At 37.2% G+C, this 26,398-nt stretch carries 28 protein-coding genes; 9 read left to right on the forward strand and 19 right to left on the reverse strand.

The window, feature by feature from the left end:
* The first annotated feature begins 84 nt into the window (after positions 1–84).
* Positions 85–549, forward strand: coding sequence for an Lrp/AsnC family transcriptional regulator (locus DK857_RS06060; RefSeq protein ID WP_023582027.1), 465 nt, complete (start codon positions 85–87; stop codon positions 547–549).
* 103 nt (positions 550–652) lie between these two features.
* Here DK857_RS06060 and DK857_RS06065 read toward each other — a convergent pair whose 3' ends face one another.
* Together DK857_RS06065 and bla are read right to left on the reverse strand one after the other, a co-directional pair.
* The gene (locus DK857_RS06065; protein ID WP_109393874.1) at positions 653–877 is read right to left on the reverse strand and encodes a hypothetical protein; all 225 of its coding nucleotides are present in this window, start codon (positions 875–877) and stop codon (positions 653–655) included.
* 181 nt (positions 878–1,058) lie between these two features.
* Positions 1,059–1,955, reverse strand: a complete 897-nt coding sequence (gene bla / locus DK857_RS06070; protein ID WP_109401795.1) for a class A beta-lactamase — start codon at positions 1,953–1,955, stop codon at positions 1,059–1,061.
* Between the two features lie 171 nt (positions 1,956–2,126).
* Between bla and DK857_RS06075 the strand changes: the two genes are divergently transcribed.
* Complete coding sequence (locus tag DK857_RS06075; RefSeq protein ID WP_109401796.1) at positions 2,127–3,005, forward strand: LysR substrate-binding domain-containing protein; 879 nt, start codon at positions 2,127–2,129, stop codon at positions 3,003–3,005.
* Between the two features lie 70 nt (positions 3,006–3,075).
* Here DK857_RS06075 and lhgO read toward each other — a convergent pair whose 3' ends face one another.
* The 12 genes from lhgO to budA form a co-directional block, all read right to left on the reverse strand.
* A complete protein-coding gene (gene lhgO, locus DK857_RS06080; RefSeq protein ID WP_109401781.1) occupies positions 3,076–4,281 on the reverse strand; it encodes an L-2-hydroxyglutarate oxidase in 1,206 nt (401 codons plus the stop codon).
* 15 nt (positions 4,282–4,296) lie between these two features.
* The gene (locus DK857_RS06085) at positions 4,297–5,010 is read right to left on the reverse strand and encodes a FadR/GntR family transcriptional regulator (RefSeq protein ID WP_109393872.1); all 714 of its coding nucleotides are present in this window, start codon (positions 5,008–5,010) and stop codon (positions 4,297–4,299) included.
* The gene (locus DK857_RS06090; protein WP_109401782.1) at positions 5,011–6,978 is read right to left on the reverse strand and encodes a TRAP transporter permease; all 1,968 of its coding nucleotides are present in this window, start codon (positions 6,976–6,978) and stop codon (positions 5,011–5,013) included.
* A gap of 12 nt (positions 6,979–6,990) precedes the next feature.
* Positions 6,991–8,025 carry a TAXI family TRAP transporter solute-binding subunit gene (locus tag DK857_RS06095; protein WP_088495417.1) on the reverse strand — a complete coding sequence of 345 codons (1,035 nt, stop codon included), beginning with the start codon at positions 8,023–8,025 and terminating at the stop codon, positions 6,991–6,993.
* A 401-nt stretch (positions 8,026–8,426) separates the two neighbouring features.
* A complete protein-coding gene (locus DK857_RS06100; RefSeq protein WP_109401783.1) occupies positions 8,427–8,939 on the reverse strand; it encodes a DedA family protein in 513 nt (170 codons plus the stop codon).
* Positions 8,940–9,007: 68 nt separating this feature from the next.
* Entirely contained in the window at positions 9,008–9,829 is an 822-nt protein-coding gene (locus DK857_RS06105; RefSeq protein WP_109401784.1) for an energy-coupling factor ABC transporter ATP-binding protein, read from the reverse strand.
* Entirely contained in the window at positions 9,813–10,658 is an 846-nt protein-coding gene (locus DK857_RS06110) for an energy-coupling factor ABC transporter ATP-binding protein (protein ID WP_109401785.1), read from the reverse strand. Before DK857_RS06110 ends, DK857_RS06105 begins: the two co-directional genes overlap by 17 nt.
* Positions 10,649–11,353, reverse strand: a complete 705-nt coding sequence (locus DK857_RS06115; protein WP_167392445.1) for an energy-coupling factor transporter transmembrane component T — start codon at positions 11,351–11,353, stop codon at positions 10,649–10,651. The genes DK857_RS06110 and DK857_RS06115 overlap by 10 nt, the downstream gene beginning before the upstream one ends.
* 2 nt (positions 11,354–11,355) lie before the next feature.
* Complete coding sequence (locus DK857_RS06120; protein ID WP_098942621.1) at positions 11,356–11,937, reverse strand: ECF transporter S component; 582 nt, start codon at positions 11,935–11,937, stop codon at positions 11,356–11,358.
* Between the two features lie 76 nt (positions 11,938–12,013).
* The gene (locus DK857_RS06125; protein ID WP_075670997.1) at positions 12,014–12,442 is read right to left on the reverse strand and encodes a PPC domain-containing DNA-binding protein; all 429 of its coding nucleotides are present in this window, start codon (positions 12,440–12,442) and stop codon (positions 12,014–12,016) included.
* A 360-nt stretch (positions 12,443–12,802) separates the two neighbouring features.
* Positions 12,803–14,482 (reverse strand): acetolactate synthase AlsS, encoded by a 1,680-nt coding sequence (alsS, locus tag DK857_RS06130; RefSeq protein ID WP_109393866.1) that lies wholly within the window; start codon positions 14,480–14,482, stop codon positions 12,803–12,805.
* Positions 14,483–14,549: 67 nt separating this feature from the next.
* On the reverse strand, positions 14,550–15,377 hold the full coding sequence (budA, locus tag DK857_RS06135; RefSeq protein ID WP_109393865.1) for an acetolactate decarboxylase: 828 nt from the start codon (positions 15,375–15,377) through the stop codon (positions 14,550–14,552).
* A 365-nt stretch (positions 15,378–15,742) separates the two neighbouring features.
* On the opposite strand from budA, the gene DK857_RS06140 reads away from it, so the two are divergent.
* Positions 15,743–16,045, forward strand: a complete 303-nt coding sequence (locus DK857_RS06140) for a hypothetical protein (RefSeq protein WP_109401786.1) — start codon at positions 15,743–15,745, stop codon at positions 16,043–16,045.
* A gap of 61 nt (positions 16,046–16,106) precedes the next feature.
* Positions 16,107–16,685, forward strand: a complete 579-nt coding sequence (locus DK857_RS06145; protein ID WP_109401787.1) for a hypothetical protein — start codon at positions 16,107–16,109, stop codon at positions 16,683–16,685.
* Positions 16,686–16,808: 123 nt separating this feature from the next.
* Here DK857_RS06145 and ychF read toward each other — a convergent pair whose 3' ends face one another.
* Positions 16,809–17,900 (reverse strand): redox-regulated ATPase YchF, encoded by a 1,092-nt coding sequence (ychF, locus tag DK857_RS06150; protein ID WP_072064039.1) that lies wholly within the window; start codon positions 17,898–17,900, stop codon positions 16,809–16,811.
* A gap of 184 nt (positions 17,901–18,084) precedes the next feature.
* Positions 18,085–18,669, reverse strand: a complete 585-nt coding sequence (pth, locus tag DK857_RS06155) for an aminoacyl-tRNA hydrolase (protein ID WP_109393863.1) — start codon at positions 18,667–18,669, stop codon at positions 18,085–18,087.
* 357 nt (positions 18,670–19,026) lie between these two features.
* Between pth and ychH the strand changes: the two genes are divergently transcribed.
* A complete protein-coding gene (gene ychH / locus DK857_RS06160) occupies positions 19,027–19,305 on the forward strand; it encodes a stress-induced protein YchH (RefSeq protein ID WP_109393862.1) in 279 nt (92 codons plus the stop codon).
* A 236-nt stretch (positions 19,306–19,541) separates the two neighbouring features.
* On the opposite strand, the gene prs is transcribed toward ychH, so the two are convergent.
* The 3 genes from prs to lolB all read right to left on the reverse strand — a co-directional run bounded on the left by prs (position 19,542) and on the right by lolB (position 22,087).
* A complete protein-coding gene (gene prs / locus DK857_RS06165) occupies positions 19,542–20,489 on the reverse strand; it encodes a ribose-phosphate diphosphokinase (RefSeq protein ID WP_036912921.1) in 948 nt (315 codons plus the stop codon).
* 87 nt (positions 20,490–20,576) lie between these two features.
* Entirely contained in the window at positions 20,577–21,452 is an 876-nt protein-coding gene (gene ispE, locus DK857_RS06170; RefSeq protein ID WP_109393861.1) for a 4-(cytidine 5'-diphospho)-2-C-methyl-D-erythritol kinase, read from the reverse strand.
* Positions 21,449–22,087 carry a lipoprotein insertase outer membrane protein LolB gene (gene lolB, locus DK857_RS06175; RefSeq protein WP_109401788.1) on the reverse strand — a complete coding sequence of 213 codons (639 nt, stop codon included), beginning with the start codon at positions 22,085–22,087 and terminating at the stop codon, positions 21,449–21,451. The genes ispE and lolB overlap by 4 nt, the downstream gene beginning before the upstream one ends.
* A 240-nt stretch (positions 22,088–22,327) precedes the next feature.
* Here lolB and hemA point away from each other — a divergent pair, with 240 nt between their 5' ends.
* Genes hemA through sirB1 form a run of 4 tightly spaced genes read left to right on the forward strand, consistent with a single transcriptional unit; the run spans position 22,328 to position 26,342 of the window.
* Complete coding sequence (gene hemA / locus DK857_RS06180; protein WP_109393859.1) at positions 22,328–23,590, forward strand: glutamyl-tRNA reductase; 1,263 nt, start codon at positions 22,328–22,330, stop codon at positions 23,588–23,590.
* Positions 23,591–23,618: 28 nt separating this feature from the next.
* Positions 23,619–24,701 (forward strand): peptide chain release factor 1, encoded by a 1,083-nt coding sequence (prfA, locus tag DK857_RS06185; RefSeq protein WP_109393858.1) that lies wholly within the window; start codon positions 23,619–23,621, stop codon positions 24,699–24,701.
* Complete coding sequence (gene prmC, locus DK857_RS06190; protein WP_109393857.1) at positions 24,701–25,549, forward strand: peptide chain release factor N(5)-glutamine methyltransferase; 849 nt, start codon at positions 24,701–24,703, stop codon at positions 25,547–25,549. The genes prfA and prmC overlap by 1 nt, the downstream gene beginning before the upstream one ends.
* Positions 25,533–26,342 (forward strand): invasion regulator SirB1, encoded by an 810-nt coding sequence (gene sirB1, locus DK857_RS06195; RefSeq protein ID WP_167392447.1) that lies wholly within the window; start codon positions 25,533–25,535, stop codon positions 26,340–26,342. Before prmC ends, sirB1 begins: the two co-directional genes overlap by 17 nt.
* The last annotated feature ends 56 nt before the right edge of the window (positions 26,343–26,398 follow it).

The following is a 26,398-nucleotide window of genomic DNA, read 5'->3' on the forward strand; positions in this document are numbered from 1 at the left end:
TCGAAAAAATCGGGTTGCTTTGTTGCTAACAAAAAGAATTAATTGGCAATAAAATTCCACAAATAGAATTAAGGTTAATCTTTGATGTCAATAAAATTAGATAAGATAGATAAACATATTTTGCAGGTGCTTCAACGTGATGGCAAAATCCAGAACATTGAACTGGCAAAAGAGGTTGGACTCTCACCTTCTCCTTGTCTTCGTCGCGTGCGTTTACTCGAAGAGTCTGGTGTGATCACTCGTTATGTTGCTGTATTAGATGGTAGTAAGGTTGATGCAGGGTTATCTTTATTTGCAAGGATTTGGTTTAGAGCACAAGATGCTGAAACTATTGAAGAGTTTGTAAAAGCTATCAAGGTATTACCTGAAGTGGTTGAATGTCATTTAATGGCTGGTGAATGTGATGCTCTTATTCGCATCGTTACTAAAGATTTAGCAACGTATCGTCGTTTTCATGCCGATTATTTAACACAAATTCCAAGCATCCAAAGTATAAAAACAGAAGTACCAATGGAAACAGTAAAAGTGAGTTTTGCTTTACCACTTTAATTTTCTACACATTTAGATTTAGTTAATTTAAATCATCACACGAGATATTTTTAATAGAGAAAGCCTCTAGTTAATTTAACGGAGGCTTTTTTATAACTGTAAATTAAACTATCCAGCTTTTAATAAACCGATATATCTCGGGTGTATAAAGCAACATACATAAAAATAATGAAGCACCAATAAAATAGAGCTCAAATGACCAAGTACATAAAGAGACAATAACTAACATTAATAGGGTAAGAATAACGATACAAAGTCGGATCTGAGTGAGTGTAATTTGACCTGCACAGGATAGTAATTCACCTATTAATTCAAATAGATCAGACATCTTACTTCCTTAAAATAAATCCATTTAATAGAAGCCAGTATATTATGCTTGTTTATTACAGTCTAATTGTTTTGCCTGTATGTTATTTTATTTATATTATTATGTGTGTTTGTAATAATAGAGCCAATTAATAACTCTATTATTACATTTAATTTCTTATCTAGATTATCAATAAAGAAATTTATTTTGTTTGAGGTGGATTAGATATCTCTTTTGTCACAATTTCAGCAGCTTTAGCAATAATATCTTTACGATATTTTGCATCTTGTTCTTGTTGTGTGAAATAAATGACTAAAATTAATGGCGCATGATTTTCAGGCCAAATGACGGCAATATCGTTAGTTGTACCATAATCACCACTGCCAGTTTTATCCCCAACAACCCAGTGTTTTGGTAAACCTGCTTTAATACTGTGATCACCCGTTGTATTGCCTTTTAACCAAGTAACAAGTTGTTGACGTTGAGATTGACCTAGCGCGTCACCTAATGTCAGTGCTTGAAGACTTTTAGCCATTGCAATTGGAGAGGTAGTATCACGAGGATCACCATGAATTGCTGTATTTAATTCAGGTTCTTTCCGATCTAGGCGATAAGTTACATCATTAATTGAACGTGCAAATTGAGTGACTTTGGCTGGACCTCCTAAATAATCTAATATCTTATTCATTGCTGTATTATCGCTATATTGCAATGTAGCAGCACTTAATTCAGCCAGAGTCATTCCTATTGTTAAATGTTTTTCTGTAATAGGGCTGTAAGCAACTAAGTCAGATTTTTTAATCGTAATATTCTTATCTAATAATCCGGCTTGTTTTTCACTCGCTTTTAAAACGGCAGCAACTGCCATAACTTTACTTGTACTTGCCATCGCAAAGCGTTCTTCACCACGGTATATTATTTGTGAGTTATCTTCCGTGTTGATTAATGCCACGCCTAAACGACCTTGGCTATATTTTTCAAGCGTATTTAATTGCTCTTCAACTGTATTATTGTTGTCAGCCCATAACATTGGTGATGCTAATAGAGATATTAATGAAACTGCGATCGCGGCTATTTGGCGAAATGTTGTTTTAAACATAGTCATTGTTGCTCATATTAAGTTAATAAAGAAAATCTCAATATAAATAGACAGTTATTGGGTAGATATAGAGCCGTTTATTTATAAGGTGCAATATCCTATTTAATTGATTTATTGACAATCGATAATAAATCACCTTAGCCTATAGAAAATCTAATGGCTAAGAATATTATGCGAACACATCTCCCCTTAAATGCATTGCGTGCATTTGAAGCTTCTGCAAGACATCTTAATTTCACCAAAGCGGCATTAGAGCTGTATGTCACTCAAGGTGCTGTTAGCCAACAAGTGAGAATATTAGAAGAGCGACTTGGTGTTGTTCTTTTTAAGCGTTTGCCTAGAGGCTTAGAAATGACGGATGATGCTCAAATCTTATTTTCTGTATTAACAACAGCTTTTAGTGATATTGAGCGTGTATTTAAGCAATTTGAACGTGGTGAATATCGTGATGTTGTTTCAATTGCGGCTGTCGGCACATTTGCAGTGGGATGGCTATTACCTAGGTTAGCCGAATTTAGGCAGTTATATCCAAGAATAGAAGTGAATTTAAGAACAAATAATAATGTGGTCAATTTGGCTACTGAAGGATTAGATTTTGCTATTCGATTTGGTGAAGGTTTATGGCCATTAACACATAACAAAGCATTATTTTCTGCGCCATTAACGGTATTGTGTTCATCGGGTACGGCGAAACGTTTACAACATCCAACTGATTTAATAAATGAAAACTTATATCGCTCTTATCGAGAAGATGAGTGGTTACAATGGTTTGCAAAAGCAGATATGTCGCCTATCAAAATAACGGGCTCTATTTTTGACTCTTCACGCTTAATGATTGAAAGCGCTATTTATGAAGGAGGCGTTGCATTAGCACCAGCAAAAATGTTTTCAAGAGAAATTGAAAATGGCCAGTTAGTGCAACCGTTTAAAATAGAAGTTGAAATGGGCAAATATTGGCTAACATATTTAAAATCAAAGCCAATGACAGCATCAATGGAAATATTTCAGCAATGGTTAATGAATGAAGCGTTAAAAGAATGCAGTGAGTAATATAAAAATAAAAAAGCACTGATTAATTTCAGTGCTATTTGTTATTTTTACTCACAGTATATTTTTTCAATTACAAAGAAAAATGCTCTTTTACTATTATTTCTCTGCCTATTTCAATAGACGCTGTTGCAGCTGGTGATGGAGCATTACAAACATGCAGTGAACGTTTACCTTTTACAAAATGGAAATCATCTACTAATTTCCCTTCGCGAGTTAATGCTTGGGCTCGAACACCGGCAGGGCCCGGATGAATATCTGCTTCGCGTAAATCAGGAATGAGTTTTTGTGCATTTGCGGTAAATAATTTACGTGAATATGAGCGTCGAAGCTCTGCCATTCCTTCACCTAAATAATTTCCAGCAATTTTCCAAAATCCTTTATAAGTGAGAACTTCGGCGAGATCTTTTAAGTTAATGTCGCTTTTTTTATAACCTTCACGCTTAAAAGCTAATACCGCATTAGGTCCAACGTCACGATGTCCGTTATACATGCGTGTAAAGTGCACACCTAAGAAAGGAAAATCAGGGTTAGGAACAGGGTAGATCAGATGATTTACTAAGTAGTTTTTATTGGTATTAAGCATAAAATATTCACCACGGAATGGGACTATTTTCATACCTGTGTCATAACCTGCCATTTTAGCAATACGGTCACTAAATAAACCGGCACAATTAATTAACCATCTGCCTATAAATTGGTTATTGGATGTCGTAACCGTGACAGTGTCATCGGTTTCATTAATTGCTGTAACCGCTTGTCCAAATGCAAATTCGCCACCACGAGATTGAATAATTTCAACGTGTTTTGCTGCAATTTCAGGATAATTCACAATACCCGCATCAGGGACTAATAGGGCAGCAATACCATTAACATAAGGCTCTCTGACTTTAAGCTCTGCTTCAGTCATTTTGATAACTTCAAGTCCGTTTTCAATGCCACGTTGATAAATATTTTCTAAGGCTTGTAACTCTTTTTCATTAGTAGCAACAATGACTTTGCCACAACGATCATAATAGAGATTATGTTGTTGGCAAAATGCATACGTTGTGATGTTGCCTTGTTTTGCTAACCTCGCTTTAAGACTCCCTGGCGTGTAATAAATACCAGAATGAACAACATTACTGTTATGCCCACTTTGGTGAACAGCGGGGCCAGATTCTTTATCAATCACTAGTAATTTCAGTTCGGGGTGACTCTCTTGTAGTGCACTTGCAACCCCTAATCCGACTAATCCCGCACCAATAATAATCACGTCATAAGTCATAATATTATCCATTTTATAAATTTAAAATTAACAGGGTTCTTGTTTTAAGCGCTTTAATTTGCCTCTTACATTGGTCAAATGAAGACGCATTCTATGGCTTGTTTCATCGTGATCTTGTTGGCGTATTGACTCGAGAATTGCCTCATGTTCTGCGATAACACGCTCTGTTTCTGCCTCTCGCCCTTTATTTTGACTTAATGAATACATTAAGACACCAAGATAAAGCTCATGCATATTATCTAAGATCCTGACAAAAAAAGGGTTGTGTGCGGCAACCATAATCGAACGATGAAATTGATAATCTTCTTTATGACCAATGCTTTTGTTTTGTCTTGTCGCCAAAACAAAAGCGTCGTGGGCGTTTTCGATAGCGCGTAATTCTTCTGGTGTTCGACGTAAAGCGGCAATAGCTGCCGCTTCATGTTCAATGACCTCACGCATTTCAAGCAGTGAATCTATCTCTTCAGGGCAAGCTATTTCCATAACTAATGGCTCATATTTACTGAGTATAGAATGGTCAATTACACGGCGGCCGCCCCCTTGGCGTGAAGTTACAATGCCACTGGCTTCTAAGACACCTAATGCTTCTCTGATGGGGACTCGACTGACGCCAAAGGCGTCAGCAAGTACATTTTCAGAGGGTAACTTTTCACCAATAGGGTATGTCCCGTTACTAATATTTTGCTTTATCTGCTCAAGAATTTGATGTGACGCTTTTTGGCGTGAGATCTTTTGTATCATCTAGTTTTCTCCAGATGCATGCCTCATATTGGCTAACTGTTTTTTAGACCGTAATAAATGGAATGCACCGGTTAATAGGATCAAGGCGACACCTAAAAGGTCGGTATATAAGCCCGGTTTAATCATTAGAATTGCCGCTACTGCAAATGCAATACGCTCAAACCACGTTGTTTTAATCATCCAGAAGTTTGCCGTTGCGATACTTAGTGCATAAATTCCGATTAATGCACTAATAATCATTAATCCAATAGAAAGTACACCTAAATTATCACCTTGCATCAATAAAGCAGGGTTATAAACTAAAATAAATGGAATGATAAAACCAGGAAGTGCTAAACGAACTGCATCCCATGATGTTTGCATAGGATCGGCTCTTGCAATACTGGCTGCGGTATAACTTGCTAATGCCACAGGTGGTGTAATATTGGATAAAGCACCAAACCAGAAAACAAAGAAGTGAGCCGCTAAAGGCATTACACCCGCTTTAATTAAGATAGGTGACACTGTAACAGCTACGACAATATATAATGCTGTTGAAGGTAAACCCATACTTAATACAATACACACTAGCATAACGACTAATAAGATCATCCATAATGTGTTATCTGTCATTGAGACAATATTAAATGCTAATGTTGCACCGATACCTGTCATTGTAACAACACAGATAATGACACCTATGGCAGCACAAGCGATAGTCACTTGAACAGATCCACGAGCAGCTTCAGCCAAGGCGTCGGCCACTTTAGTTAACGTCATACGGACTGATTTATCAGGTGTAATCCTGCTTGCAACAATAATGGTTAGAATACCTAAGAAACCTGCATAAATAGGTGTTTTGCCCACTAATAAGGTGCCAATAACAATAACTAAAGGCAGTAATAATAAACCACGTGCTTTTAATACCGCTTTAACTTGTGGGATATTCTCTTTACTTAAACCTTTTAATCCTTGTTTTTTAGCTTCGATATCAATCGCCATAATTAATGCTGCGTAATACAACAACGCTGGAATAATCGCGGCAATAACAATCGTGGTATAAGAAATCCCTAAAAAGCCCGCCATAATAAATGCGGCAGCACCCATAATAGGTGGCATTATCATACCGCCTGTTGATGCAGTTGCTTCTACGGCGCCTGCAAAGCGAGGTGTTAATCCAATGTTTTTCATTAAAGGAATGGTAAAGGTACCAGTTGTCGCTACGTTGGCGACGGCACTTCCACTTAATGAACCAGTTAATGCAGACGAAATAACAGCAACTTGGGCAGGACCACCACGACGACGACCCGCAAGAGCAAGTGCTAAATCATTAAATAGTGCTGTTGCGCCACTCACACTTAAGAACGAGCCAAAAAGAATAAAGACAACAATTGCTGTCGAGGCTGTTGAAAGGGTGATCCCAAAGATACCTTCACTGGTCATAAATAAGCGGTATAACAATCTTTCTACAGAAAATCCGGCATGACCGAAAATCCCCATAAAATACTGACCAAATAAAGCGTAGATAATGGCAAATGTAGCAAGTCCTGGAATAAAGTAGCCAGTGGTTCTTCTTGCTGCTTCAAACAGTACAATAATTCCTAATATTGCCATGACATAATCGGTCGTATTTGGAATACTTTTTCTCACAACGTGAAGATCGACATAATTAAAGAAAAAGTAGCCATAACTGATTAATGTTAAAGCAATAAAAAGATAATCCCATCCATTAAATTTAGGCGTTGAAAAACGCTTAGAGAATGGAAACAAAATAAAACCTAAAATTAAAATACCGCTAAGAAAAATAGTATTACGGTAAAACTCTTGAGTATTTGATAATGCGTTGGAATAAATAGCATAAAGCGAAATTAATATTGCAAGAGTTGTGGTAATTTTCAGGTAAATACCTGCAAGTTGGCGATTGCCGGAGCTTGCTTCTTTATCTAATGCAGGTGGCTCTACCGGAGTTAGGTGGTCATTGTTAGTCATAACTCACTCCTGTTATTTATTATTAGTCTGCGTTTGAGCTTCTGGCGGAATAAGATAATCAGGGATCTCTAATCCGATTTCTTTGTAGTAGCGGTAAGCCCCTAAATGTAATGGTACAGAAACACCTTTTAATGCATTTTCTGTGGTGATGTACTTGGCTGCGCTATGAACTTGATGAACTTCAGGCAGGTTCTCAAACATGGTTTTTGTCAGCTCATAAACTAAATCATTATCAATGCTGGTTGTGGTCATTAAGATATTAGGTTGAGCAATCGTATTGACCATTTCAGTTTGACGAGGGTAGGTGTTGGCGGGTATTTCAAATCGAAACCATGAATTTGCCACATGATTGATATCATCAAGTTGCTTATCTGTGACTTCGAGTAATTTTGCACTGACACCACTTGCATACATATCAGTTACCGCTGAAGCAGGCACACCAGCAGGTAATGCGCCACCATCAAGGCGACCATCCCGCATGGCAGAAACCGTATCACCGTATCCAAGATATTCTGGAGTGATATCTTTCTTAGTTAAATTAACGCCTTTAAGAATAATAATTGTAGATTGTTCAGTACCACTGGCTTGAGGGCCAACAGAAAAACTCGTTGCACGAATATCATCTAATGTGCCTGTTTTCACTTTGTTATTCATCAACACAAAGTGTTCGACATTGGGCCATAACATAGAAATTGAACGAAGATTTTTTTCTGGTTTACCTTCAAAATTACGCACACCTTCGTAGGCTTCTACGGCTAAAAGGCTTTGTAATATTGAAAGTTGAGCTTCATTCTTCTGCATTAAATAGATATTTTCTATTGAGCCAGCAGAAGATTGCCCGGTTACTTGAACGCCTCTATCCTTAAGATGCGTACTCCATACGTTTGCTAAACCCACTCCCATCGGATAATACGTTCCTCCTGTTGAAGCGGTTGCTACAGAGAGAAATTGTTTATTCGCATTCTCTTTTTTGCCGATTACTGCTAATGAGACAACAGCAATAACAGCAACAATACCGATGGCAAGCTTTGTTTTTCTTATTCTCATGATGTTGTTCCTGTACATAAAAACGCAGGTGAATGTTTCACACTAACTTGTATACAACATGACAACTTTTATAGAAACAAGGAACGTTAAGAAATTGTGATGTGACGTAATGAAATTAAAACAAGAAAATAACAATTTGTGATCAACATAGTAATTATGCAATTTTTAATCATAATTATGGTGATAGTCATAAAACACAAAAGAAAATATCAATAACTTGCTAGAGAAACGATAAAACGAACTAAAAAATAACCTATTTATCGATAATAAAAAATAAAATGAAAAAACAGGGGATCAGAAAATCGTTAAATAATCCGATGATGAAGATGGGAAACAGATCATTTTTAGTGTTAATAAAATAAGTAAAGCTTAGCAGTAAAATTGAGTCGTAATTAAAACGCTTATAAGGCAATTGAAAGCACGCCTGTTGCAATCAGTACAAACATAGCAGACCAAATTAATGCAGAAATCGCACTGGTGATATAAATACCGTATGTAGGTAGTTTTAATAGACCAGCACTAAACGGTGTTAAATAACGAAATACAGCGAGGAATCGAGAAATAAATAAAATATAGTGAGTCTTATTTTTTAATAACTGCTGAACTCGATTAATTTTTGACTGATAACGCTTAACCCATGCCTTAAGTCGAGGAAATCGATAGATAGAACGGCCTAATTCATAGCTAATAATCGAGCCTAATAGAGCGCCAAAACTGGTTGCTAGCCAAAGAAAGATAGGTGAATAAAGAGGCAAACAGGCACCAAAAATAAAGATCAGCATTAAAGATGCAGGAGGTAAGAATGAAGAAATACCAATAGTCGATTTTCCTGCCGTGATTAAGGTAATGGAGAGGAAAAGTGTAATAGGAGATAAATGACCTAACGAGTCTAATAGAGTGTGAATAATTTCCATTTTATTATCTCCAGCAACAAAATAAACAACATCAAACGCTAATAATAGAGAGATAAACCTTAAGATTATTATGAGTTAATTTTATGATTTTTATTTATTTCAACTAACATTTTGGCCCATTCAATAGGGGAATTTTTTGTTGGTAATTTTAATTTTTGGCTTAATGAGTATAGCGTAGGTGCAGGTATATCTGAAAGAGATTGTAATGTTGAGTTCATTAATACCTTTTCAGGTACGTCATCAGCAATTAATTTACCTGAAGATAAATGAATGACTCGCTGAAAATGGCGTGCAGTAAAGTCCAGATCATGGCTAATAGCAAGAACAGATGTCCCTAATGTTTTTTGTACTTGAAGCCAATTTTCAAAACAAGTTAGCCAATGTGCATCAAAATCGCGAGTCGGTTCATCAAGCAGTAATATTTGAGGGGATAGAATACTTAAACTGGCGACGGCAACCATTCTGCGCTGGCCAGCGTGTAAATCTAAAGGATGAACATCAGCGACATCACTTAAGCCACAAAGTATTAATGTTTCATCTAAACGTTTTTTAATTTCATCTTTAGAAAATTTGCGTTGTTTTAGGCCAAAAGCGACTTCTTTTTCTACTGTATTATGAAATATTTGTCGTTCAGGCTCTTGGAATAATACACCAATATATTGAGCACGTTGTGTCGCTTTCATTTGAGATAATGGCTGATTATTGAGTTTTACCTCACCTTCATTGGGTGTTAATAACCCCGCAATTAAACGCAATAAAGTTGATTTTCCCGCACCATTATCACCAACAAGTGTTACCCATTCACCTTGATTTAACGTTAAAGATAACTGAGAAATACAGGGTGGTACATCTTCACTCCAACGATAAGACACTTTATCCAGCTGTAGCATAAAACTCCTTAAAAGCCTTAAGCAAAGCTTTATCGTTATTTACAATATTTTTGTTCCAATAATGGTTTTCAACTAACCAATTTAAAGCTTGCCATGAATCAGGGGCATTAATTGTTGAAAATAAGAAAGGAAATATATCTTCTAAGGCGCCTGTCGCTTTTGTTTTTCCTGCTTCTAACAATAAAAATTGTTCACTGAGCGTTATTGCAGGTAATAAGTTACGTTCAAAAATAATCACACTGCATTTATGTTCTTCTGAATATTGTTTTATACGTTGTTGTAATTGTTGTGTCGCATTAGGCGTTAAACGATTAAATGCTTCATCAAGTAATAATAATTTGGGGTGCATGGCAAGGGCACTTGCAATCACAACTCGCTGAGCTTCTCCGCCCGAAAGTGTAGAAGGGTGGCGAAAACGTAAACTGTCGCATTGTGTTAATACCATTGCTTCTTTTACACGAAATCGAACTTCATTATCGCTTAATCCTAAGTTTTCAGGACCAAAAGCAATCTCTTGTTCTACAGTAAAAGCACAGCCTGAGAGCTGTAATTGGGGGGATTGTTGAACGAGTTGTCGTCCTGGGGCCAGCGACACTAATCGGCTTTTATCTAGAGCAATATTTTGTACAATTCCCAAACCTTGCACTGAGCCTGTTAATAAATCGGGATACCAACCTGCTAGTAATTGGGCAAGAAGGCTTTTTCCACTGCCATTACCTCCCAAAACAACAAGCCATTCTCCTTGTTTTAATTGCAAATCAATAGGGCCAATAATCGGTTGCTCATCGCCTTTAAGGGTAAAACTAAATTGCTGAAGACTTAGTACCATAGCCAAATAGCTCCTTCAACAAAGATAAGCAGTAAAATCAAATAGCGAAACATCTCTTGTAGTGGGGTATCAGCAGGAGGATAAAGGGTAGTTCGTTTTGCAATAATACGAAACCCTCGCATATCTAATGCAGCACTACGAATAGTTAAGTCACTTAATACATGGCTAATAAGTGGCAAGATAATGGCAGGCAATGTTATTAGACGTTGCCAAAATGAACCATCAAGAGGAACACCTCGCGCTAATTGTGCTTCTCTTATATTATGTAATTGTTGGCGTAATTGTTCTACAAGCAGTAAAGGCCCTGCTAATAAATAGGAAAGGCTCATAGGTAGGCGACTAGCAAATAAAGCTCTGATAAATTGTTCGGTTGAAGTGTACTGCAACCACAATTGAGCACTGCTTATTATTGCTAATAATCTTAGCCATAGCGTTATTGCCATAGTTTGTTTACTGGTATCTAAAATGCCACCTGTTAACCAATATGCAAGCCAACCGCTATGAACTAACCATAAGCCTATTGCCATTGGGATCATCAACCATATGATAAAGCGCCAACGCCAGCGAGAGGCTTTCCAAAGTAATAAGCTAATAAAAGTACCACTGCTGATAATCAGCAGTGGTAAGCTTAATGATAAAAAAAGCACACTAGCACTTAGCCAAAGCCATAATGCCAATGAGGTAAAGGGATGCATTATCAGCGAACCTTAGCCATTGCAGGGAAATTACGTTGTGTTCTTTGTGGTAATTGACGTACTAATAACCAAGCAATAATTGCTGATAATATTTTATCGGCAAGATTTGCACCTAATACAGTAATTGCAACAGATTCAATAAGCCCTTCACCAACAGCATGAAAATAAGCGACAAAGAAATCTGCGCCACTTCCAGTTGCACCACCAAATAAATAAGTACGAATTGGAACAGCGACAATCATCAGCGCTAAAGTAATGACAACGCCTGAGCCAATAACACGAATTAAAGAGCGAAAACCGCCTGCACGCGCTAATAAACCTGCACTTAATCCTATCATCATGGCAACAGGTGCAAATGCGGCAGCCATTGGACCACTAATTAACCCCCATAATAGGTTGGTTAATAATCCAGTAAATAATGCAACCCACGGCCCACCTAATAATGCACAGATAAGTGTGCCAATAGAGTCTAAAAAGATAGGAAGTTTGACCATAGAGGTGATTTGACCACCGATCATATTTATTGCAATAGAAACAACAATGAGCACAAGAGTACGGCTCGAAATTTGAGGAGTTGTAGACATAGTTTAAAAACCTTTACAAAGGATAGTGACTATTGGTTTTATTATTTTGCGTCAATAGTGCTTTTTTATAAAAAGGCTATTTACGCGGTGTGATGACCAACTCCTCATAACCAGAGTGTTCACAAGGCTGACGGCTAAAAGTCACTTGCTCTAACTCACCAATAACGAGCTCTAGCGTCGTGCGCACTGTACAACCTGGCATCATATGTCCACCACACATTAATCCATTTTCATCTGAAACCGCTAAATGCAAATGTTCACCTTGGTCATCTAATGTTCCAATCAGTGAAACAATTTCAAATTTACCTGTAAGATAGCGATTTTCTTCGCGACCTGCAAAGCGTAATACCACATCTGTTAAACTTCCCACACAACCTGCAATAAATGCCGATTTCAGATTTTGTTCTTTAATAATCTGTCGTAATGCCATAATCACATCCTCATTAGGGAGAAGGCGAAGCGCAATAAATCGAGCATGAGAAGAAAGATGAGGTGATTGTAGCATGGTGTTATCCTAAACGATTGACGGGTGTAAATAGGAAAAGCGATACTTAAATCAAATAAGTAAAAGATTAATTATTTCGCTAATCATTGTTATTTTAGGTTTATTTTTCAAGAAAGAAAAGATTGGACCTGTATCAGGTGGGGCTAGCAAAAATACAGAATAGACTTTATTACTGTTCGAAGGTGAACTTGTAGATATAAATATCCAATCAGGAAAATAAATTTATCAAGGAGTGAGCATAAAAATATTGAAACTCGTGTCACTGAATATTTAAATAAAAACAAACAGTAGCGCTACATTAGAAAGCCCTCAGTGATATTTTATATTGCTGGGGCTTTTATATGATTAGTTTAAAATACACTAAATAATTAAATTGTAATCAATATGTTCCATTAGTTTAGCGTTATCTCGATAGTCAACAGGAATAGCAAGTACTGCTGGACCATCTACAGCTATTGCTTCATGTAAAACAGTACGTAATTGAGAAGCACATTCAACAGAAAATCCTTTAGCACCAAAGGATTCAGCGTAACGTTTAAAATCAATTGCCCCAAATTTTACACCAGAATAACGACCATATTTTTCTTGCTCTTGCATTTCTACCATATTATAAGCGTTGTCCACCCAAATAATATGCAAGATATTGGTATTTAAACGAACTGCGGTTTCTAATTCCATGGACGATTGCATAAAACCACCATCACCAGAAACAGAAATAATTTTATCGGATGGACGAACAAAAGAAGCGCCAATTCCCCAAGGTAATGCAACCCCCATTGTTTGTTGTCCATTTGAAATCAGCATTTGTCTTGCTCTAAAACTATAAAGATAACGAGCGAGCCATATATGAAAACTCCCCATATCAATGCAGAGTGTTACATCGTTATCAATAATATTTTGCATCTCATGGATGATGGTTAAAGGGTGAATAGGAGAACCATGCCGAAAATAACTATTTTGTTGCAGAATTTCTCTTTGGTGACGAATTTTCTCTAAAACCTGACGAGTATTATTTGAGAGTGTAATTTGAGATGCGGATTGCTTAGTAAAATAGTGAGTTAAATTATTAATTGTTAATTTGATGTTGCCTGTTAATTCTAAATCAGGGCAGTAAGCTAAATCAATTTCAGCGGGGATCTCATCAATATGAATAATACTGGCATTATTATGATTCCATAATGACGGCTCATATTCGATAGGGCTATAACCCAGAGTAATGACTAAATCAGCGTGAGATAATAACTCATCACCCGGTTGATTATTAAATAAACCAATACGACCAGCAAATAAAGGAAAATGGCGCTGAGCAATCGCACCTGCTGATTGATAAGTACCTACAATCGGGAGAGGGCAAGTATCAAGTAGCATTTGTAATGCTAATGCATTTTCAGGGTAACTAGCTTGTAGTCCTAATAAAATAACGGGGCTTTTGGCATTCAGCAGTAATTTAACAGCTTCTTGGATGGCATCATTATTTGCACTACCAATATTGGATTTTGATTTAGGTACTAATATTGGGCTACTCACTTCATTATTTAAAATATCCATTGGGAAAGTTAAAAAAGCGGAGCCCGGTCTTCCTGATTCTGCATGGCGAAATGCATTAGCCAAAGTTTCGGAAATTGATTTTGAAGAATCAATTTCAGCACAAAATTTAGTAATAGGATTAAACATGGTAACGGTATCCATGCTTTGATGAACCAGTTTTAATCTATCGGAGGATTTTACTGATCCTCCCAATGCAACTAATGGATCACCTTCAGACGTTGCTGTTGCAATGCCTGTCGCAAGATTAGAGCATCCTGGCCCTGATGTTGCGATAGCTACTCCCGCTTTACCTGTTAAACGACCAACCGCAGCTGCCATAAATGCGGCGTTAGCTTCATGACGAACAACCACTGTTTCAATGCTGGAATCAACAAGAGAATCAAATACACGATCAATTTTTGCCCCCGGAATACCAAATACTTGTTTAATGCCATGTTGTTCTAACTGTTTGACAACTAAATCTGCACCACATTTCCAATGAGGAGTATTCATATAACCTTCTTTGATTTTGCAAGTGAATAAAAAATTGGATTGAGAATAAAATGAAGTGACTTTTAAATTAATTTTCGGCTTTTTCTATTGCTTGATGGAGATTGTCTGGCGTTAAGTTAGCTTGTAGAAAAGCGGATTGGCTGGGTAAATCAATGGTAAGGCGAGAAATGATGCCGATTTGTAATGTGCCCTTTTTTAAGTAGTAATCAAGAACATGACCACCGCCTTGGCGTTGTTGATTAATATAATGTTCATGAAACCCTGCAACATTTATTCCTTGAGTAAATTGTGGTGAGCGAAAACCCGCAATAGTCCCTGTTTCATTGTGAAAGGTAAAAATAGGCTGATTCTCGATAGCCTCTAACATCGGAAGGTAGGGAGGCTCTTGGCGAGGAACGGTGCGTGTTTTAACTAATTCAAATTCGCCTTCAATTCTGATTGCACAAAATAAATTATCGGAAGGAACATATTGATTAATTACATTGTGTATTTCTTTTTGTGATGCACCATAAGAAAAGTGATGTTCAATATCACAATTAAAAAATGTCATTACAGCAAAAGGAGATTTTTGAGAATTTAATGCCTTTCGCGCACTACCATCAGAGCGTAGCTGAAAAACATTACTGTCGAATGCAACTAATTCACCATCAAGTTGATTGAATGTTCCTAAACCAAAATCACCATGCTTTAATAAATCAGCAATAGTGATATCACTGTCATATACACCCGCAATTAAACTACTCATTAATGAATTTTGATAAATAGTACATTCGGGATGATTATTAATATAATTATTTAAGTTGTTTATTATTTCTTGCCCACATAGGCAACCACTCTCTTTATTCTGTTTAATATCGCTATTATCTCGCATGTTATATTTAAGACTGCTGTTCATAATAAAACCGATCCTTATTAAATAAAGATAGCCATTGCTTGACTATCAAATTTATTATTAAACCAACACATGAATTTTTCAAATGTTTTAATTGTTATTGAATAGCGTGTGATAGTTGTGTACTTAAAAAATAAGTATAGATTATTTTTTGTTGTGATTTAATAAACCTTATTAACTTAATTCGTTCTGATATTTAATGTGGTTATTGATGGGGTTTATTAAACTCTTTTATATCAAAGTAAAGTTAAAAATAGTTAATTTTATGATTTTAAAATCGAATCATTTGTGTGGGTAAATAAATTTTTCATCATGATTTCTACAATTTTTAGAACGATAAATCTGATTGTGGTAGTTTTATTAAATTAATGACTTTATCTCTTTATCATGATGATGAAAAAATTAGAGAGAAAGCTAGAGTTTTATATAACAGATATCTTGAACTTAAGGAAGTAAAGCCTTTTGTGGGAAAAACTAATTGTAGTAACGGGTGTTATCGTGTTAACTGGGGAAGTAAAGAATATAATAATTACATTCTTATTAGTAAAAATAATGCTATGATAATTAATCATAAAAATATAACTAAAATGCTATTTAATAAATATATTGAGTGTGATGTAAAATGTAATAAGTATTTTTATTATATTAATGAAAAGTATGTAAAAAAATAATCATATTAACAATAGTTATTTATTTGGTGAGGTTTTTAAAGTTTTCAGAAATAATTATAATATGTCTGTTAATAAAATTAAAATTGATAAGTTTTTATCGTTACTTAAGCTTAGTGACTATCAAAAAAAATTCCAATCAAAATGGATGGGCATACCTACAGCTTCTCAGGAAGATTTTCTTGATACTGAAAAGTATAAAGATATATCAATAATATTTGAAAATTTATTACTCATTCCAGAGGATAAAAAAGAAAAGATTTTACTTAAGCCTGAACATTATGAAGATATTTGTAAGGTTTTTGAATTGACGTCGTTAGATAATAAAGAAAAATCTAAATATTTACTAAGTCTTGCTATATTGTTCATTGATTTTGTATATAATTTTACTTTTGATGTATATATAAAAGAATACTATCAACCTATGTTAAGTTATGCATGTGCATTAATAAATAAAGCAAATGAATTAAATGTAGAATTGATGGGTAATAAATATACAAAATGGATTGATACATTTTCTGAATACAATATGTACAGGTATTCTAAAATTAAAGGTGCTTTACTGAAGATGAAAAAATATGCAAATAAACACTTTGAGCCAATTTATCGAAAAATAGTACCTTTACAGTGGCTAAATCAATAAAGATAAATATTTATTTTAAGAAAAAATGGAATATATATTTTATCTTATTATTTATTAACTAATAGAAAACCACGTATTTGAGTTTTCCTCAAATTACGTGGTTTGTCATTATATGGGAAATATTTAGACGTTGAACAAGAAGTTCATTACATCGCCATCTTGAACGATATATTCTTTACCTTCTGCACGCATTTTTCCTGCTTCTTTAGCGCCTTGCTCACCACCGTAAGTGATAAAATCGTTATAAGCGATAGTTTGAGCACGGATAAAGCCTTTCTCAAAGTCAGTGTGGATTTTACCTGCCGCTTGTGGTGCCGTTGCACCTACAGGAATAGTCCATGCGCGTACTTCTTTAACGCCAGCAGTGAAGTAAGTTTGTAAGTTCAATAATGAGTAACCTGCGCGAATAACACGGTTTAAGCCAGGCTCTTCAATACCTAAATCTTGCATAAACTCTTCACGTTCTGCATCTTCTAACTCAGCAATATCTGCTTCGATAGCGGCACAAACAGGAACAACTACAGAGCCTTCTGCTTCTGCTATTTTGCGAACAGTTTCAAGATATGGGTTATTTTCAAAACCATCTTCATTAACGTTTGCAATATACATTGTTGGTTTTAACGTTAAGAAGCTTAAATAACGAATAGTTGCTTTTTCTTCTTCAGTTAAATCTAAAGCGCGTAACATACCTGCATTTTCTAAATGCGGTAAGCATTTTTCTAACACTTCCATTTCTGCTTTAGCAATTTTATCGCCACCTTTTGCTTTTTTCTGATTACGGTGCATTGCACGTTCACAGGTATCTAAGTCAGAAAGGGCTAATTCAGTATTAATGGTTTCGATATCTTCAGCAGGATCAACTTTACCTGCAACGTGAATGATATTGTCATTTTCAAAACAACGAACCACATGGCCAATCGCTTCAGTTTCACGAATATTTGTTAGGAATTGGTTACCTAAACCTTCACCCTTAGATGCACCTTTTACTAAACCTGCGATATCAACAAATTCCATTGTTGTTGGTAAAATACGCTGTGGTTTAACAATTTCAGCTAGTTTATCTAAGCGAGGATCAGGCATTGGAACAACACCTGTGTTTGGCTCGATAGTACAGAATGGGAAGTTGGCTGCCTCAATACCTGCCTTAGTTAAGGCATTAAACAGTGTAGATTTCCCTACGTTAGGCAGACCGACGATACCACATTTAAATCCCATAAACGTTCACCTTGTCACATAAAAACAACAGGAGGGAGTATTCCTGTTGTGTGCTGTTAAAAAAATTTGGCGCTATTATAGAGCAAATCCCTGTTTGATTAAATCATCAGGGATTAATCGCACAAAAGAAGAGGGGCGTTTTAGCCTCTGAATATTAAAATTACTTAATTTATCAATATAATGATTACGCCTTAAAGCTATGTAAGCGGTTTATTGCTTTCTCATAACCATCACGCATTAAAATGTCTGTGCATGAAAGAGCTTCATCAATAGCGTCATCAATTAATTTTTGTTCATTCATTGGTGGCTTGCCTAATACAAAACCAACAACTTTATTTTTATCACCAGGGTGACCAATACCAATGCGTAAACGATAGAAGTTCGGATTATTAGCAAACTTACTTTGAATATCTTTTAATCCGTTATGACCGCCATTGCCACCACCTAACTTCATTTTGACAACACCGGGCGGTAAATCCAGTTCATCATGTGCAACTAAAATTTCATCAAGCTCGATACGATAGAAATTTGCCATCGCCTGTACCGCTTTACCACTTAAGTTCATAAAAGTTGTAGGTACTAATAGTCGAACATCATTACCGTTCAAATTAATGCGAGCGGTGTAACCAAAGAATTTACTCTCTTCTTTTAGAGATTGTTGATGACGTTGAGCCAATAAATCAACATACCAAGCTCCCGCATTATGGCGAGTCTGGGCATAATCTGCACCGGGGTTTGCTAACCCGACGATAAGTTTAATTTTACTCACAATAGCCTTTCACTGTTATCGTCTTAAAAGAAAGGCCATAGTTTACCTGTCTAAGCTCAGAAGCACAAAATAGATTACATAGAATGTTTTTTGGGAATGATAAGTGGAGGGAATGACTGCTTTTTGATTTAACAAAAAGAGCTAAAATGACAAAATTGGCGTCATTTCCTTCTTTTAAAAGAAAAAAACACATTTTTTGTTAAGATTTGTCAATAAATTTCGGAGCGATGTGATCCCTTCGACAATAACTCCTTAGTATTTATGGCTATAATAACTGCAAAGAACGAAAGGTTATTCGATAGGTTATTTGATGTATTTTGTTGTTGAATCGTCTGACGACGCGCTTGGAGGTGCAACATGAAATATAAACATGCATATGCAATTGGTAATTTATGTATGGCTACGGGGATGATTGTTATGCTCGGTAGTCTCGGTTATACGCTTCTTACTCATATTTTCCCATTAGGACTCCCTGAGTTTTTATCAGATATCTCTTTAATGGGGATCTTTATTGGTGCTTTGGTTTGGTTAGCCGGCGCCCGTATTGGTGGTAGAGAAACAATAGCAGAAAGATATTGGTGGTTACGTAACCATGATGAACGTTATCGTCGTCATGACAATCACCGTTACCCATAATATTATTATCACAAGTAAATATCAGATTAGATAAAAATAATAATGAAGTTAATAACTGATATTAAGTGAATAATAGTTATCATTATGTGTTGTAATACACACCTATAGACCCGTTTAATGATAACGGGTTTTTTGTTGCCTAAAATTCTTATTCTAGAAAAAATAACAAAAAACCCGCTATAGCACAGGCTATAGCGGGTTTAGTTATCTCAAATTGCAATGAATGTTATAACAAATTAATGTTCAAACATCGCAGAAATTGACTCTTCATTGCTAATACGGCGAATTGCTTCAGCCAGCATGCCAGAAAGGGTCAATGAGCGGACTTTATTTAATGCTTTGATTTCTGCTGATAACGGAATTGTATCGCAGACAACCACTTCATCAATAACAGAGCTTTTGATGTTCTCAACAGCATTACCAGAGAAGATTGGGTGAGTCGCGTAAGCAAATACACGTTTAGCACCACGTTCTTTAAGCGCTTCAGCTGCTTTACACAATGTACCGCCTGTGTCGATCATATCGTCAACAAGGATACAGTCGCGGTTAGCAACATCACCAATAATATGCATAACTTGAGAAACGTTAGCACGAGGGCGACGTTTATCAATGATAGCCATATCAGTGTCATTCAGAAGCTTAGCGATAGCGCGAGCGCGAACAACACCGCCAATATCTGGAGAAACAACAATAGGGTTGTCCAAATCTTTTTGAAGCATATCTTCTAAAAGAATTGGGCTGCCGAAGACATTGTCAACCGGTACATCAAAGAACCCTTGGATTTGTTCTGCGTGTAAGTCACAGGTTAAAACACGGTCTACGCCTACACTAGATAAGAAATCCGCAACAACTTTTGCCGTAATAGGAACACGGGCTGAACGAACACGGCGATCCTGACGGGCATAACCGAAGTAAGGAATAACAGCAGTGATACGACCAGCGGAAGCTCGACGTAATGCGTCAACCATGACCACTAATTCCATTAAGTTATCATTAGTAGGTGCACAGGTTGATTGAATGATAAATACATCACCACCACGTACGTTTTCGTTGATTTGCACACTGACTTCACCGTCGCTAAAACGACCTACAGCCGCGTCTCCTAGGCTAGTGTAGAGTCGGTTGGCAACACGTTGAGCCAGTTCCGGGGTTGCGTTACCAGCAAAAAGCTTCATATCGGGCACGAGAAAAACCTCAGGCTTGCGTCCAGAGAGAGATATTGTTGACCAGTAAAGAACGTGTTTATGAACATAAGGTTTGTAAACATCATCTTACGGGTGCAATAACACAGGTATCCTTGAGCGGAATAAATGCAGAGGAGAAATGTTGGCGCCTTGCGCTACAAATCCATGCACCCACTCAGGGGCGTTAACTAACACTTCACTAGCGGCAACTTGTGAGTCGAACTCACCGAACACACAGGCACCTGTCCCAGTTAAGCGTGACGGTGCATATTCTAACAGCCACGAAAGCAGATATTCAACCTCACGAAAACGTTTTCTTGCGATCATTTCACAGTCATTTTCGAACGGAGCCTTTAATAATGCGCCAAGAGAGCGAATAGGAGAATTACGTTTTAATTCTGGATCTGTGAAGATTGTCGGTGTTGGAATGGAAATTCCGGGGTGTGCGACCAAATACCATTGCTCTTTTGGCTCTGCTGGGGTCAAAATTTCACCAACGCCTTCGGCAAACGCGGCATGACCTTTTACAAAAACAGGAACATCTGCACCTAAACTTACCCCTAATTCGGCTAAGGTTTCATCACTTAGACCCGCTTGCCAGTGGTAATTAAGTGCGATTAATGTCGTTGCTGCGTTAGAGGAACCTCCACCTAAGCCACCTCCCATAGGAAGTTTTTTATCAATACTGATATCTGCGCCGTGATACTGCAAAGGAATATTATGTTGGTGGCAATAATCACGAAGTAATTTAGCGGCTTTAATAATTAAATTATCTTTATCTTCTACACCATCAATCGGCGTCAAGATAGTTAACTGGGTATCATCACGAGGTGTAATAGTGAGTGTGTCACCATAATCTAAAAATTGAAATAACGTTTGTAAATTATGATAACCATCAGGGCGTTTCCCCGTGATGTAGAGAAAAAGATTTAATTTGGCGGGAGAAGGCCAACTTAGAGTCATTGCTGTATATCCCAGTTATCCATTTTTAATTTGATAGTGCGTTCACCTTGTTTTAGCTCAAGGCGCTGTGGCAGATTGGGTGTGGTACTTGAATCATAAGCTTGGTAAGTCACAATCCAATCGCCTTCAGGGGCAGGTAATGTAACAGATTTTAGTAAGTGATTAGCATCTAACGTGAAATCAGTTGCGTCACCCGGTAAACCAATGAGCCAAGCACGCAGGTTTTTGAGTGGGATAACCATACCTGTGAGCTGGTAAATCATCTCAGCAGGGTTATCGCTATAATATTTTTTACCATTATTATCGGTAACTTCAATCACACCAGGCATGACATTTAAATCGAGTTCTGTTGTGCCTAAAGGATTAGTAAGCAATAAGCGATAACGCTCATCGGCTCTGTCTTGCCAATAGAATCGGGCATAGGTTTTGTTTGTATCTTCGATATAAGCAAAAGCACCTCGGGTTTCATATTGTGAAATTTGTTTTAATGCTTGTTGGCGAGCTTGCCATTGCACATCGCTATCAGATGCCGAGCCTTGAGTCTTTATCTGATTTAGATTACAGGCACTCAGCAACAACGCCGTTAGCGGGATAAGGCGCAGCAGTTGTTTGGTTGAAAAAAAGCGTGAACGCATAGCTGAGACATTCCTTTAATTCGTTATTAGTTGAAAAAAAGAGTATCATAAACCTTATGATATAACGATATTTCGTTAAATTGTGTATAGAAATCTCCTATCACTCAAGTAAGCTCTTTTATTGAATCTGTTCATCAAGTAGAATGGCGGAAATGAAGAGTCCATACTAAATGCGCTGTTTTAGGTTTACACTAAGTCAAGTCGCGAGGCGGTATTTATTCATAACTCGATATAGTTGATATGACGTTATTAGCATTAGGTATTAATCATAAAACAGCCCCCGTTGCTTTACGTGAGAAAGTCTCTTTTTCTCCCGATACCATGGGTGATGCCTTGAATAACCTCTTACAGCAACCCGCTGTCAGAGGTGGTGTCGTGCTGTCTACTTGTAACCGTACTGAGCTCTATCTTAGTATGGAAGACAAAGAAAATAGCCATGAACAGCTTATTCGCTGGTTATGTCAATATCACCAAATAGAGCCAAATGAACTGAAAAGCAGTGTTTATTGGCATCAAGATAATCAAGCTGTCAGTCATTTAATGCGAGTGGCAAGCGGTTTAGATTCTCTCGTATTAGGTGAACCTCAAATTTTAGGGCAAGTTAAAAAAGCCTTTGCCGATTCTCAAAATTATCACTCGCTCTCTTCAGAGCTGGAACGCCTGTTTCAGAAATCTTTTTCAGTTGCGAAAAGAGTGAGAACAGAGACTCAAATTGGTGCTAACGCAGTTTCTGTTGCTTTTGCGGCTTGTACATTAGCGCGTCAAATCTTCGAATCGTTATCTTCTTTGACTATTTTATTAGTGGGGGCCGGTGAGACAATAGAGTTAGTCGCTCGCCATCTTCGTGAACATCAAGTCAAAAAAATCATTATTGCTAATCGAACAAAAGAACGTGCTCAGCGTTTAGCAAATGAAGTTGATGCTGAAGTCATTACATTATCAGATATTGATGAATGTCTTGCACAGGCTGATATTGTCATTAGTTCTACAGCAAGCCCATTACCGATTATTGGTAAGGGAATGGTTGAAAGAGCGCTTAAAAAACGACGTAATCAACCAATGTTACTGGTGGATATCGCGGTTCCTCGTGATATTGAACAAGATGTCGAAAAGCTTAATAACGTTTATCTTTATAGCGTTGATGATTTAGAAGCGATTATTCAACATAACCGTGAACAACGCCAAGCAGCTGCGGTTCAAGCTGAACATATTGTCCAGCAAGAAAGTGGGCAATTTATGGATTGGCTGCGAGCACAAGGTGCTGTGGGTGCAATTCGAGAATATCGAGACAGTGCTGAAATGTTACGTGCAGAAATGACAGAAAAAGCCATCACATTGATACAAAACGGAGCGGATGCAGAAAAAGTCATCCAACAGCTCTCTCATCAATTGATGAATCGTCTTATTCATACACCAACAAAATCTCTTCAACAGGCTGCCAGTGATGGTGATATTGAACGCCTGAATCTATTACGTGAAAGTTTGGGTATTACCCATAATTAACTTTGTCTAACAGGATCTTAATCTACGAATGAAGCCTTCTATTGTCGCTAAGTTGGAAGCTCTACAAGAGCGTTATGAAGAAATTCAGGCACTTCTGTCAGAAGCTGATGTTATTGCCTCTCAGGAGCGTTTTCGTGCGCTTTCAAAAGAATACTCTCAATTAACTGACGTCACGGCTTGTTTTAGCCAATGGCGAAAAGTGCAAGACGACATTGAAGCAGCAGAAATGATGCTTGATGATCCTGAAATGAAAGAGATGGCACAAGAAGAGCTGAGAGAAGCACAAGCATTAAATGATGATTTAGAACAACAGTTACAAGTGCTGTTACTGCCTAAAGATCCTGATGATGAATTTAACTGTTTCCTTGAAATTCGTGCGGGAACAGGGGGAGATGAAGCGGCATTATTTGCTGGTGATTTATTCCGTATGTATAGCCGTTATGCAGAGTCACGTCGTTGGCGTATTGAAGTCATGAATGCTAACGAAGGTGAGCATGGTGGCTATAAAGAAGTTATCGCAAAAGTAGTTGGCGATGGCGCTTATGGTGTATTGAAATTCGAATCAGGTGGTCACCGTGTTCAACGTGTTCCTGAAACGGAATCTCAAGGCCGTATTCATACTTCTGCTTGTACGGTTGCTGTATTAGCAGAAGTACCAGAAGCTGAATTACCTGAAATCAGTCCAAGTGACTTGCGTATTGATACATTCCGTTCTTCAGGGGCGGGTGGTCAGCACGTTAATACCACCGATTCTGCTATCCGTATTACGCATATCCCAACAGGAATTGTGGTGGAATGTCAGGATGAGCGTTCACAGCACAAAAACAAAGCCAAAGCGATGTCTGTATTAGGTGCACGTATTCGTGCGGCTGAAATACAAAAACGCCAAGAAGCGGAAGCTTCTGAACGTCGTAACTTGTTGGGTTCTGGTGACCGTTCTGACCGAATTAGAACATACAACTTCCCACAAGGTCGTGTAACTGATCACCGTATCAACCTCACGTTTTATCGTTTAGATGAAGTAATGGAAGGAAAATTAGATCCATTAATTCAGCCTATTGTAACTGAGTACCAAGCGGATCAACTTTCTGCACTTTCTGAGTTGAATTAATGAATTATGAACAATGGCTGCGTGAAGCAGCCTTGCAATTAATTGAAAGTGACAGCCCTAAACGTGATGCTGAAATTCTACTTGGGTACGTGACACAACGTACCCGCACTTATTTAATTGCCTTTAATGAAACAGTACTTTCGCCAGACGAATTAACACAATTATCGCAATTGCTGACTCGACGTATTAAAGGTGAACCTATTGCTTATTTAGTCGGTGAAAGAGAGTTTTGGTCACTACCTTTAAAAGTCTCACCTGCAACATTAATTCCTCGTCCAGATACAGAATGCCTTGTTGAAAAAGCATTAGAAAAACTACCTTCAGAGCCGACCCGTATTCTTGATTTAGGAACAGGAACTGGTGCTATTGCGTTAGCAATGGCATCAGAACGTCCAGATTGCCATATTATTGGTGTGGATTTTCAACCTGAAGCTGTGGCATTAGCGCAAGAGAATGCGACCAACTTAGCATTAAACAACACAGAATTTATGGAAAGTTGTTGGTTTAGTTCACTCTCTGGGTATCAATTTGGTATGATAATCAGTAATCCTCCTTACATTGATGAAAATGATGAGCATATTCATCAGGGGGATGTTCGTTTTGAACCTTTAACCGCATTAGTTGCTGGTAAAAATGGTTTTGCTGATATTGAGATTATCATTGAAAGTGCTCGTCAGTTTTTAACTGATAATGGCTGGGTGTTACTGGAACACGGCTGGCAACAAGGCGAAGGTGTACGCAATATTTTTATTGATAAGGGTTACTGCTGTGTGGAAACTTTCCGTGATTATGGCGGTAATGAGCGAGTGACAGTAGGTCGTTGGAATTATGATAGAAACCATAGCTGATTACGAATTTAATAAAGCCCCTTTAGTTAAGGGCATGATCCTTATCTCTCAGGCTATTCGACCTGATTTTCCGACCACTTCTGTTGGTTATCAACTAGCGCAGTTAGTTGAACAGGCAGAAGCTGAAATTCCCCAACAAGGAAATACCAAAGAGCAGATAGAAGCACTCCTCAAACTGTTTTATAAACAGTGGCACTTTAGTGGTGCAAGTGGCAAATACTGCCTTTCTGATACGTTATGGTTAGATAAAGTATTAGCAACACACGTAGGCTCTCCTGTTTCACTGGGTTCGATTCTTATTTATATCGCACAAGCGTTAAATTTACCGTTAGTGCCGGTTATCTTTCCTACACAACTTATCATCAGAATAGATATTCCTAATGAACAACCGCTATTTTTAAATCCAATAAATGGTGAATATCTATCACAACATACCTTAGAAGTTTGGTTAAAAGGGAATGTAGGTAGCGCCTCTGTATTATTAGAGGCAGATTTAGAAGAATCAGAATACAGTTCTATTATTCGTAAACTTTTGGATACATTAAAAGTTTCTTTAATGGAAGAAAAGAATATGGAGCAAGCATTAAAAGCGAGTGAAACGGTGTTAATGTTTGATCCTGAAGATCCCTACGAAATACGTGATCGTGGACTTATTTTTGCTCAGTTAGAGTGCAACCATGTGGCGATTTCTGACTTAAACTATTTTATTGAGCAATGTCCTGAAGATCCTATTTCAGAAATGATCAAAATCCAAATTCATTCGATAGAACAAAATCCTATTGTTCTACATTAAAAATTTAAGAAACGTACTTAATTAACACAGTACATTACAAACAGTATAGGGATAAA

The organism is Proteus terrae, from assembly GCF_003144325.1.
Lineage (GTDB): Bacteria > Pseudomonadota > Gammaproteobacteria > Enterobacterales > Enterobacteriaceae > Proteus > Proteus terrae.

Excerpts from the sequence above, each read along its gene's own strand:
- DK857_RS06060 (WP_023582027.1), top strand. The coding sequence starts at position 85 with ATGTCAATAAAATTAGATAAGATAGATAAACATATTTTGCAGGTGCTT.
- DK857_RS06065 (WP_109393874.1), bottom strand. The coding sequence starts at position 877 with ATGTCTGATCTATTTGAATTAATAGGTGAATTACTATCCTGTGCAGGT.
- bla (WP_109401795.1), bottom strand. The coding sequence starts at position 1,955 with ATGTTTAAAACAACATTTCGCCAAATAGCCGCGATCGCAGTTTCATTA.
- DK857_RS06075 (WP_109401796.1), top strand. The coding sequence starts at position 2,127 with ATGCGAACACATCTCCCCTTAAATGCATTGCGTGCATTTGAAGCTTCT.
- lhgO (WP_109401781.1), bottom strand. The coding sequence starts at position 4,281 with ATGGATAATATTATGACTTATGACGTGATTATTATTGGTGCGGGATTA.
- DK857_RS06085 (WP_109393872.1), bottom strand. The coding sequence starts at position 5,010 with ATGATACAAAAGATCTCACGCCAAAAAGCGTCACATCAAATTCTTGAG.
- DK857_RS06090 (WP_109401782.1), bottom strand. The coding sequence starts at position 6,978 with ATGACTAACAATGACCACCTAACTCCGGTAGAGCCACCTGCATTAGAT.
- DK857_RS06095 (WP_088495417.1), bottom strand. The coding sequence starts at position 8,025 with ATGAGAATAAGAAAAACAAAGCTTGCCATCGGTATTGTTGCTGTTATT.
- DK857_RS06100 (WP_109401783.1), bottom strand. The coding sequence starts at position 8,939 with ATGGAAATTATTCACACTCTATTAGACTCGTTAGGTCATTTATCTCCT.
- DK857_RS06105 (WP_109401784.1), bottom strand. The coding sequence starts at position 9,829 with ATGCTACAGCTGGATAAAGTGTCTTATCGTTGGAGTGAAGATGTACCA.
- DK857_RS06110 (WP_109401785.1), bottom strand. The coding sequence starts at position 10,658 with ATGGTACTAAGTCTTCAGCAATTTAGTTTTACCCTTAAAGGCGATGAG.
- DK857_RS06115 (WP_167392445.1), bottom strand. The coding sequence starts at position 11,353 with ATGCATCCCTTTACCTCATTGGCATTATGGCTTTGGCTAAGTGCTAGT.
- DK857_RS06120 (WP_098942621.1), bottom strand. The coding sequence starts at position 11,937 with ATGTCTACAACTCCTCAAATTTCGAGCCGTACTCTTGTGCTCATTGTT.
- DK857_RS06125 (WP_075670997.1), bottom strand. The coding sequence starts at position 12,442 with ATGCTACAATCACCTCATCTTTCTTCTCATGCTCGATTTATTGCGCTT.
- alsS (WP_109393866.1), bottom strand. The coding sequence starts at position 14,482 with ATGAATACTCCTCATTGGAAATGTGGTGCAGATTTAGTTGTCAAACAG.
- budA (WP_109393865.1), bottom strand. The coding sequence starts at position 15,377 with ATGAACAGCAGTCTTAAATATAACATGCGAGATAATAGCGATATTAAA.
- DK857_RS06140 (WP_109401786.1), top strand. The coding sequence starts at position 15,743 with ATGACTTTATCTCTTTATCATGATGATGAAAAAATTAGAGAGAAAGCT.
- DK857_RS06145 (WP_109401787.1), top strand. The coding sequence starts at position 16,107 with ATGTCTGTTAATAAAATTAAAATTGATAAGTTTTTATCGTTACTTAAG.
- ychF (WP_072064039.1), bottom strand. The coding sequence starts at position 17,900 with ATGGGATTTAAATGTGGTATCGTCGGTCTGCCTAACGTAGGGAAATCT.
- ychH (WP_109393862.1), top strand. The coding sequence starts at position 19,027 with ATGAAATATAAACATGCATATGCAATTGGTAATTTATGTATGGCTACG.
- ispE (WP_109393861.1), bottom strand. The coding sequence starts at position 21,452 with ATGACTCTAAGTTGGCCTTCTCCCGCCAAATTAAATCTTTTTCTCTAC.
- lolB (WP_109401788.1), bottom strand. The coding sequence starts at position 22,087 with ATGCGTTCACGCTTTTTTTCAACCAAACAACTGCTGCGCCTTATCCCG.
- hemA (WP_109393859.1), top strand. The coding sequence starts at position 22,328 with ATGACGTTATTAGCATTAGGTATTAATCATAAAACAGCCCCCGTTGCT.
- prfA (WP_109393858.1), top strand. The coding sequence starts at position 23,619 with ATGAAGCCTTCTATTGTCGCTAAGTTGGAAGCTCTACAAGAGCGTTAT.
- prmC (WP_109393857.1), top strand. The coding sequence starts at position 24,701 with ATGAATTATGAACAATGGCTGCGTGAAGCAGCCTTGCAATTAATTGAA.